The 8,368-nt window shown below is 68.9% G+C and carries 8 protein-coding genes and 3 pseudogenes; 3 read left to right on the top strand and 8 right to left on the bottom strand.

Going from position 1 to position 8,368, the window contains the following annotated elements:
* Positions 1-49 precede the first annotated feature (49 nt).
* Positions 50-259: pseudogene (locus H8R17_RS49660) on the top strand (transposase); the annotation flags it as partial.
* Between the two features lie 365 nt (positions 260-624).
* On the opposite strand, the gene H8R17_RS48295 reads toward H8R17_RS49660, so the two are convergent.
* The 3 genes and pseudogenes from H8R17_RS48295 to H8R17_RS43540 all read right to left on the bottom strand — a co-directional run bounded on the left by H8R17_RS48295 (position 625) and on the right by H8R17_RS43540 (position 2,118).
* A complete protein-coding gene (locus H8R17_RS48295; protein WP_262505987.1) occupies positions 625-1,476 on the bottom strand; it encodes a hypothetical protein in 852 nt (283 codons plus the stop codon).
* Positions 1,477-1,565: 89 nt separating this feature from the next.
* Positions 1,566-1,793, bottom strand: coding sequence for a DUF6207 family protein (locus H8R17_RS46055; RefSeq protein WP_316959725.1), 228 nt, complete (start codon positions 1,791-1,793; stop codon positions 1,566-1,568).
* 64 nt (positions 1,794-1,857) lie between these two features.
* Positions 1,858-2,118: pseudogene (locus tag H8R17_RS43540) on the bottom strand (hypothetical protein).
* A 62-nt stretch (positions 2,119-2,180) separates the two neighbouring features.
* Here H8R17_RS43540 and H8R17_RS48290 point away from each other — a divergent pair.
* On the top strand, positions 2,181-2,834 hold the full coding sequence (locus tag H8R17_RS48290; RefSeq protein ID WP_316959724.1) for a MerR family DNA-binding protein: 654 nt from the start codon (positions 2,181-2,183) through the stop codon (positions 2,832-2,834).
* Positions 2,835-2,894: 60 nt separating this feature from the next.
* A complete protein-coding gene (locus tag H8R17_RS43530) occupies positions 2,895-3,089 on the top strand; it encodes a hypothetical protein (RefSeq protein WP_187828704.1) in 195 nt (64 codons plus the stop codon).
* A gap of 78 nt (positions 3,090-3,167) precedes the next feature.
* Here H8R17_RS43530 and H8R17_RS43525 read toward each other — a convergent pair whose 3' ends face one another.
* The 5 genes and pseudogenes from H8R17_RS43525 to H8R17_RS43505 form a co-directional block, all read right to left on the bottom strand.
* Positions 3,168-4,313, bottom strand: a complete 1,146-nt coding sequence (locus tag H8R17_RS43525; protein WP_187828703.1) for a site-2 protease family protein — start codon at positions 4,311-4,313, stop codon at positions 3,168-3,170.
* Positions 4,314-4,787: 474 nt separating this feature from the next.
* A complete protein-coding gene (locus H8R17_RS43520) occupies positions 4,788-5,303 on the bottom strand; it encodes an Asp23/Gls24 family envelope stress response protein (protein WP_187828702.1) in 516 nt (171 codons plus the stop codon).
* 215 nt (positions 5,304-5,518) lie between these two features.
* Positions 5,519-5,656 (bottom strand): hypothetical protein, encoded by a 138-nt coding sequence (locus tag H8R17_RS43515; protein ID WP_187828701.1) that lies wholly within the window; start codon positions 5,654-5,656, stop codon positions 5,519-5,521.
* Positions 5,657-5,659: 3 nt separating this feature from the next.
* The gene (locus H8R17_RS43510; RefSeq protein WP_187828700.1) at positions 5,660-7,189 is read right to left on the bottom strand and encodes a sodium-dependent transporter; all 1,530 of its coding nucleotides are present in this window, start codon (positions 7,187-7,189) and stop codon (positions 5,660-5,662) included.
* Between the two features lie 500 nt (positions 7,190-7,689).
* Positions 7,690-8,368, bottom strand: a pseudogene (locus H8R17_RS43505) (hypothetical protein); the annotation flags it as partial.

Here is an 8,368-nt window from a genome sequence, read left to right as displayed (position 1 = left end):
CAGCACCTCCTGGGCGACTACCCGCAGCAGCCGCCGCACACGCGTCCCCTTGGTCCAGATCCGTTTCGACGCGGCAACCTGCCGCGCCTGCCAATTGCGCCCGCGATGCACGACAGCGGGCAGCGGCAAGTGGGGACGAGCCCTAACCTTGCGCGAGCCCGCCCAAAGGGCGGCACTCCAGCAGCGCCGCCGCGAACAGGACACCGACGCCTGGCGAGCCCGCTACCGGCCCCGCGCGGGGATCGAGGCCACGGTCTGCCAGATCGTCCACCCCACGCACGCCGCAGCCGCTACCGAACCGCCACAGCCACCCACCTCGGCCACTGCCTCGCAGCCACCGCCGTCAACCTCATCCGCATCGATGCCTGGCAGCAAGGCCACCGCCCCGAGCGCACCCGCACCACCCACTTATGCCGTCTGCTCGCCCAACCCTCGAAATGAGAGATCAGCAACGGGGTCCTTCAGGCGAGTGGAAAAAGTCAAGTTGAGCGCCAGCCGTATCCCAGAGGCGCGATATCACGCGAAGCTCATCAGTAGTCAGGGGCTGGTGTTGCCCGGGAGTCCGGCGGCCAGCGCTGCCGGACTCCCGGGGCTAATGGTGGAATGCGAACAGGGGGCGTGGTGTCAGAGTTCGCCGTCCATCAGGTCGATGTTGTTGTCCACTGCCAGTTCCTCGCCGCGAGCCGCCTCGACGTCGTCGGCCAGGTTGTTGAGGAAGTCGTCGATGATGACGTCCTGCTCGGCCCGGACCGCGTCGTAGTTGCGGATCAACACATCCATGCCCGCGAACATCGCGTTGTTGGCCATTTGGCGCTGTAGGGCGTTGGGGAGTTCATCGATATTGTCGCGCATCTCGTAGTAGACCCGGGCGGTCGTGATGATCGCTGCGACTGCGAGGCCAACCGCGGCGCTCGGGATGCTGATGACACCGGTAGCTGCCAGGCCCAGCGTCCCCACGGCGGCTATTGCGGCGAAGATTACGGTGCGGGCCGCCTTCTCGCCGGGAGTGCTGAGGCAGCGCCCCTCACAGACGTTGCCGTTCTCAACCTGTGCGAGGACTTGCTGCAGCTGCCCCAGGTCGGTTCCGGTTTCCGACCCGGTCGCATCATCGGCGACCGGGTCCAGGAACGTCAGCAGACTGCTGGCCTCCTGTTCCAGCCGCTGGCGCTCCTCCGATTGCGTCAGGTCCCAACCGAGATCGCTCATCCGCTCGTTCAGGTCATCGAACTTCGCGTCGAGATCGGCATTGCTTCTGTCCACCGTATGATCCCGCTCGATCTCGGCGAAGTCGGTTACCAGGTTGATCCCATCGTCGGTCGAGTGAATCTCCACGACGTCGCCTTCGTTGGAGGACTCGACGGCGACGGGTGCCGCACTGGCGGACTGGGTCGTGAGCTGCACGGTCAGCGCCAGCAAGAGCACGCCGACGACGGACATGATCCAAAGTTTCAGCTTGCCGAAGGTGGATTTGTGCATGGGGCCTCCTCCATGATTGGGAGCGGAACGGGACGTGCCGCTTCGTCATCCTGAGGTCCAGAGGCGCCGGTCGATAGAGTCAAATATCCCTACTGAACGGTATCTTCTGTGGGTCTTCCCTTCCGGGGTAACGTCATTTCAGTGTTCAGCCTCGACTCGTCAGCGGGGACGGGCACGGAACCCTGAGGAACTCGCAGCAATCTGGACTGCCAAGCATGCTGCTGGAAGCCGAGCGCGGTGGCGTCGCCGTCGGCCGCGACGTCGACCAAGCCCGGCTGGTTTACATGCACTTCGTTGATCGGTTCCAAGTACGGCACTACGCCCGGGCGCCCGGGGAGGGTTCGGCTGCGGCGGTGTCTTCACCCGACCGAGTGCGGGTGATCAGGGGCTGTCGCCGCCCCAGTCCCAGCGGGACGGGTCGCCGGGGCGCGGGTCGTACAGCGCCCGGCCCCCGGGGGCCGAACTGCCCGAGCTCGGTCAGGAGGGAGGCACCGTCGTCGATCTCTTCCGGCCTCCAGCCGTGATGTCGAGCAGCAATCCGTCCAGCGGTCCGCCCACCAGTTCGACGTAGCGCCGTCCCGGCTTCGGGCCCGGGTGTTCAGTCAACGAGCCGTAGACCCGGCCGCGCATCGCCTCATCCATACCCGGCAGCATCGCAGCCATCCCCGACAGACGGGAGTCAACCTCTCCTGTTCCAGGGAGAGGTGTCGTCGAGAGGATTGAGGTTGCCCAGGGGGTATGAGCTGCATCGATGCCGACCAGATCGTGGAGCGGCTGGTACTGCCCGCAGCAGCACCAGCCGTGGAACCTGTAGCGGTACGGACTGTGGCACCAGCCGCAGCACCGGCTGCGGTACGGCGGCCCATCGCACCCAACGGCGCAGCGCCAGCCTCTCCGAAGTTCCTCGCCGGCCGCGCCCAGCGTCCCGGCACGCGACAGGCTCGGGCCGGCGCTCCAGCCCGAGGCAAGCGCAGCGGCTGTGGTTCTCCCGGGTCGCCGACTCCACACAGGCCAAGGGGCTGCTGCCCCAGGCCGAGCGCACCGAGGCCGGCTACCGGCTCTTCGATGAAGCCGACCTGGAGGTGCTGCGCTTCGTCCGCCGCGCCAAGGCGCTGGGCCTGACCCTGGACGAGATCAACGACATCCTCGACTTGCAGCGTGACGGCGCCCAGCCCTGCGGCCGGGTCACTCAGCTGCTTGACCGCCACCTCGATCAGATCAACCGCACCCTGGCCGAGCTGCGCGAGCTACGCCGGGCCCTGCTCGCCGCCCGCCGCACCGCCGAGGTGACCCGCCGCGCCGGTGGCGACGCCGTGGTGTGCCAGATCATCGAAAGCAGCCCCGGCCCGGGCCGGTGACGCTTTCGGACTCCGACCGTGTTGTCTGCGGTGCGGGCCTGCAGGGATCAGTGTGGCGGGATGCGCTGGTTCGCTGGGCTGTGTGGGCACCGGGCACAGCCTCCCTCTCTCAAGCCCCGCGACCTGTGCCTGGCGATGGACCTGCCCCTCCTGCCCAAGCACACCGAAGGCATCCGCTCCAAGCTCAAGCGCCTGGTCGACGGCGGGATCCTCGTCGAGACCGAACCCGGCCTGTTCGCCCAGCCCCGCCCATAGACCAGCACCGACCTCCACGAGCATCACGCCTCACCCAACACCAACCCCGTAACGGACATCACGCCTCATAACGCCATCTCAGAGGGTCCGGCTGCGCCAGGCGGGCGAGGAGCTGAGCCAGGAGGTGACGCGGCTGATGTCCGAGGAGGTGACGATGCCGACGACTCGGCCTCCCTCCAGCACGAGGGCCCGGTGGGCGGGATTGGCCTGCAACTCGGGCACGAGCGGCGCCAGCGGGTCGTCGGGACGGGGGGTCGGCAGGTCGCCGACCGGCACCATCACGTCCGCGACGGTGGCGGAAGCGCGCTCCGTCTCCGGGACCGCGTCCGCACCCTTCAGGGTGACCAGGCCCGCCGCGAAGTTCGCGTCGTCGATCACGGGAAAGGCCGAGTGACGGTAGCGAAAGCGCGGGTCGGCGAGGAAGTCTCCCACCGTGGTGCCGGCGGGGACCGTCACCGGGTCGGGCGTCATCGCGTCGCTCACCGGGATTCCGCCCAGCAGTTCGCGGACTCTCGCCTGGCCGCCTTCCGCCGTGGCCACCGCGATGACGAACCAGCCGATGACCACCAGCCAGATGCCGCTGAAGATGGCCCCGGCGAGGACGAGGTACAAGCCGACACCGACCAGCACCCACCCCAGCACCCGGCCCGCGGCCGTGGCCACGGCGGTGGCGCGCAGCGGGCTGCCCGTCTTCCACCACACGATCGCGCGCAGCAGCCGCCCGCCGTCCAGCGGCGCGGCCGGCAGCGCGTTGAAGACCGCCAGCAGGATGTTGATCCCGGCCAGCCAGGCCAGCGCCCCCACTGCGAGCCCGGCATCGGTGAATCCGCCCAGTATTCCCGCCGCCAGGGCGAACAGCACCCCGAGCACCAGGCTGACGAGCGGCCCCACGCCGGCGATGCGCAGTTCCGCACCCGGGGTGGACGCCTCGCTCTTGAGCCGGGCGAGGCCGCCGAGCAGCCACAGGGTGATGTCGTCCACGGCCACACCGTTGCGGCGGGCCACCAGCGCGTGGCTGATCTCGTGAGCCAGCAGCGACAGCAGGAAGAACACCGCGGTCACCGCCGAGGCAAGCCAGTACTGCCATGCCGGACGGCCCGGATGGGCTTCCTGGAGGCCCCCCTGTGCCAGCCCCACCAGGATCAGGACGAAAATGACCAGGACGCTCCAGTGCACGCCCACTCGAATACCGGCCATATGGCCCAGTGAGAACGTCGCCCGCACGGAAGCCTCCTCCGTCGTTCCCCCCAGCGGGAGCGGCATGAGCTCCAGCGGGCTCAGTGTCGTGACCTGATCGCCGAATGTCTCCGCCCCGTCGTTTATCCGGCTTTTTTGCCAGTTATCCGATATAGGGGTACCCACGTGAGGTTCCATGCATGGGCCGGGGCCGGGGCCGATGGAACCGGGAGGGAGCGGGGGCCCGAGCACGAGGGCCCGGTCGCACTGGCCCTCCGCCGATCAGGACGTCCGGGGCCGGAAGGTGACCGACCGCTGGTATGCCGACCGCGTCTGCGCCCACTACGGGTCCGCCCCTTTCTGGGGCACCGGCTAGCGTCGAGCAGGTGACCAAGCACCGGGCCGTGTGTTCCCGGTGCACGGTCGCCGTCTTCTGCCATGCCGCAGCCGTCCACCCTGAGACAAGCGCGCCGCGCGGTCGGCGCTGCGCCGTAGCGGGTGACCCTTGCGTGGATGAGGTGGTCAGGCCACGCGCCTGTCGACTTGCTCGGGCTCTTCCTCCTCGTCCGGCAGGTGCACGTCGCCGACGGCGATGTTGACCTCCACGACCTCCAGGCCGGTCATCCGTTCCACCGCACTGATGACGTTCCGGCGCACATCTGCGGCGGTGTCTGCGATGGCGGCGCCGTATTCGACGACCACGTCCAGGTCCACAGCGGCCTGGCGCTCTCCGACCTCGACCTTCACTCCTTGGGCGATGTCGCTGCCTCCGCCGGGCACGCGCTCGCGTACCGCCCCGAACGCCCTGGCCATGCCTCTGCCGAGGTTGTGGATCTCGGGGATCTCACGGGCGGCCATTCCCGCGATCTTCACGACCACCGCGTCCGCGACCGTGGTGCTTCCGCGGTTCTCCGGAGCAACGTCGCTCCCCCTGCGACCCTGCAGTGTCGTCCGCTTCTCCTTCTCTGTCTCCGAACGGCTCCCTTCTTGCGTCCGGGGCCCGGCGTCGGTGTTCTCGCGAACCGTGGTCTCGGCCATGTCAGTCACCTCGCGATCAGCTGGTGCGGTTGCCGTGTATCGGCCCTGCTCGATCGATCAGTACGAAAGTGAGAACGCCGCCTGAAGCGAGTTCCCCTCCGCGGCAGGAACCGAGTAACCCGTCCGCCTTCAGACGAACCGCCACATGCCCGGGCTTACTCGCGCCGGTGGGCCGAGGGACATGATCACAAGCCCCTCGGCCCCGGCCACCTTCGTCACGCCGTCCCTTCTTCGGCGCCGTCCTTTTCGGTGCCGTCCTTCTCCTTGCACCAGGCGGCGTAGGTCAGCCAGACCACCGCCAGCACGGTCCCGCCGAAGAGAATGAGCGTCCAGATCACAGTCTCCGCATCCACGGGTCAGACCTCCTCTCCCTGGTGCGCGGGCGACGCCGGTTCGTCACCGTCGGTGGTCAGGGGGCCGCGGCTGATCCTGCGCGAGAACAGGTTGTTGAGCAGCAGCATCACGACGAAGAGGAGCGTCCACTGGAGCAGCATGGTGCCGATGCTGAACGTCTGGAACGGGTCGTACCAGGTCTGCGAGTCATTGGTGACGGACAGGTACATGAACCAGCCGAACACCACGGCGAACATCAGCGGGAACAGCCCGATCAGCACCTTCCACCACGCGCCGACCTTGAAGTCGCTGGAGTGGTCGAGCGCGCGGCGCGCACGCTCCAGGCCGTAGCGCATCATGGCGATGGCCGCGAACAGGCCGCTGATCAGCAGTCCGACGCCCCAGACGTTGTCCTGGTTGGTCAGCACGTCCAGGTCGAGTGCGGAGGGGATGCCCCCGACGAGCGTCACGAGGACGATCGCGACAACGGCCTTCCTCCGCTTGATGCCGAGGTCGATCACGTTGCGCACGGCGAGTTCCATCATGGCGATCAGGCTGGACAGGCCGGCGAGCACGAGCACGAGGAAGAACAGCGGCCCGAAGAACCAGGTGCCGCCGGGAATCTGGCCGAACAGCGCGGCGAGGTAGACGAACATCAGCCCCTGATCGCCGGCGGAGACCGCCTCCTGCGCGTAGTGCGGCGACTGCACCGCGAAGACCGTGCAGATGACCGCGATCCCGGCGAGCAGCGAGGCCAGGTGGTTGCCGGCGACGACGATTCCCGCGTTGAGCGCGAAGTCCTCCTTTTTGCGCATGTACACCGAGTAGGTCAGGTAGAGGCCCCAGCCGGCTCCGGTGGAGAAGGCCATCTGCACGAACGCACCGAGCCACATCTCACCGTCGAGCATCCTGCTCCAGTCGGGCACGAACAGGTAGCGCAGCCCTTCGCCGGCCCCCGACAGGGTCATGGCGCGGATCGCGAGCAGCACCAGTACGACGAACAGCATCGGCACGGTGATGTTGAGGACCTTCTCCAGGCCGCCCTTCAGGCCACGGATCACCACGAACCCGACGAGGAAGGCGGCGATCACGTGGAACAGGATCGTCTGCGCCGGGCTCTCGACGAAGTTGTCCCACAGTCGCTGGGTCTGCTCTCTGCCGACACCTGAGGAGAACTTGCCGCTCACCGCGTAGACGAAGTAGCGGATCGCCCAGCCGCAGATCACCGTGTAGTAGAAGAGGATGCCCATCGTGACGACGGCCATGAAGCCGCCCATCCAGGCGAACTTGCGGCCCATGAAGTCACGGAACGCCCCGATGGTGCCGAGGCGGCTGCGGGATCCGAGGAGCGACTCCGCCATCAGCAGGGGGACGGCCCAGACCAGGTTGGCGAGCACCAGGGCGATGATGAAGACGCCACCGCCGCCCGCTCCCACGTCGCGGGGGAATCGCCAGATGTTGCCGGTGCCCACCGCCATCCCGATGGCCGCGGCGATGAACGCGAAGCGGCTGGAAAAGACCTCTCGCGTCGTGCCGGATGTCTGACGCGCCATGATCAGATTCACTCCGTTCAGCCGGTTTGAGACCCGCGCCCTGGCAAGTCAGTGCCGCACCTCGTGATCGTCCTCCCCTCGACGGCGAGCACAGCTCGTCACCCTCGACGCGTGGCCGGTAATGTATTACACCTCAGCCACGTTTCCGCAAGGGTTCTGCCAGGAAACTTCTCCGGCCGGCCAGGGCAGCCCGGGTAGAAGGTCTCGATGAAGTTGAAGAGCTCGGCGCGTGCGGTGGCCCGGTCGGGCCAGAGGCGGGTGCCGATCTCTTCTTTGAGCAGCGCCCAGAAGCTTTGAGTGCCTCCTGATATCGATCAGCGACAGGAGCCACCCTCGGTCCGTTCGCCGCTCACCCGGCAGACAGGTCCGCTGCCCCACCGCGCGGCGACCGCCTCCTGGGCGGGCGTGCCCTGCAGAAGGGGACGGTGCGCAGGCCGAGGCCGGTCAGGGTGCCGACGAGGTCGAGGCCGGGTGCGGGGGGCTTTTGTCGCGGTGCCCGGTCACAGGTCGGTGGGCAGGTCCAGGCCCGTCAGGGCGCCGACCGGGTCGGTGTCCGGGATGCCGCGGGGCCACCAGTCGTCGCGGCCCGGTTCGGACTCGTAGGCGTACCACAGGCCGTCGCGGCCCAGGCGGAGCTGGACGTGGCCCCGGGGGTGGGTGAGGCGGTTACGCCAGGGGCGGAAGGCGGGCAGGTCGGCGGCGAGGAGGAGGGGGCGGGCGCGGTCGAAGCGGCCGGCGGGCGGGTCCCAGGCGTCTTCGAGGACGGCCAGGCCCACCGGCCCGCCCTGGCGCCAGGCGGCGACCGCACGCGCCAGCTCGGCTGTGCCGCGGCCGGTGGCGGCGGCGAGCGCGGAGTACAGGGCGCGGGTGCCGGCGGTGAGGCCGGAGCCGGGCCGGGCGGCGGCGAGCCGGACGGCGTCCTGCCACAGCGTGAGCTCTCCGACCGGGTCCTGGCCGGTGCCGAGCAGGGTGTGTGCGCGGGCGGCGGCGTCGGTGGCCAGCTGGTCCAGGGCGAAGGGGTCCGGGCCGCCGGGCGCGGCCGGGTACGCCGGGGGCTGCTCGGGGTGCGCGGGCACGGGCTGCGGCGCCGGGAGCGGCGGGAGGTCGCGCGGCGCGAGGGCGTCGCTCGCCCGTACGCCGGGCAGGGGCTCCGGGTCCCGGTCCGCGGCGGCGAGTACG

Origin of the sequence: Streptomyces sp. TRM68367, assembly GCF_014495685.1 — a bacterium.
GTDB lineage: Bacteria > Actinomycetota > Actinomycetes > Streptomycetales > Streptomycetaceae > Streptomyces.
This window is presented reverse-complemented; position numbering and strand designations above follow the sequence as displayed.

What these genes read in the sequence shown, in the direction of transcription:
- H8R17_RS48295 (WP_262505987.1), bottom strand. Translation starts at nt 1,476, where the DNA reads ATGCACAAATCCACCTTCGGCAAGCTGAAACTTTGGATCATGTCCGTC.
- H8R17_RS43520 (WP_187828702.1), bottom strand. Translation starts at nt 5,303, where the DNA reads ATGGCCGAGACCACGGTTCGCGAGAACACCGACGCCGGGCCCCGGACG.
- H8R17_RS43530 (WP_187828704.1), top strand. Translation starts at nt 2,895, where the DNA reads ATGCGCTGGTTCGCTGGGCTGTGTGGGCACCGGGCACAGCCTCCCTCT.
- H8R17_RS43510 (WP_187828700.1), bottom strand. Translation starts at nt 7,189, where the DNA reads ATGGCGCGTCAGACATCCGGCACGACGCGAGAGGTCTTTTCCAGCCGC.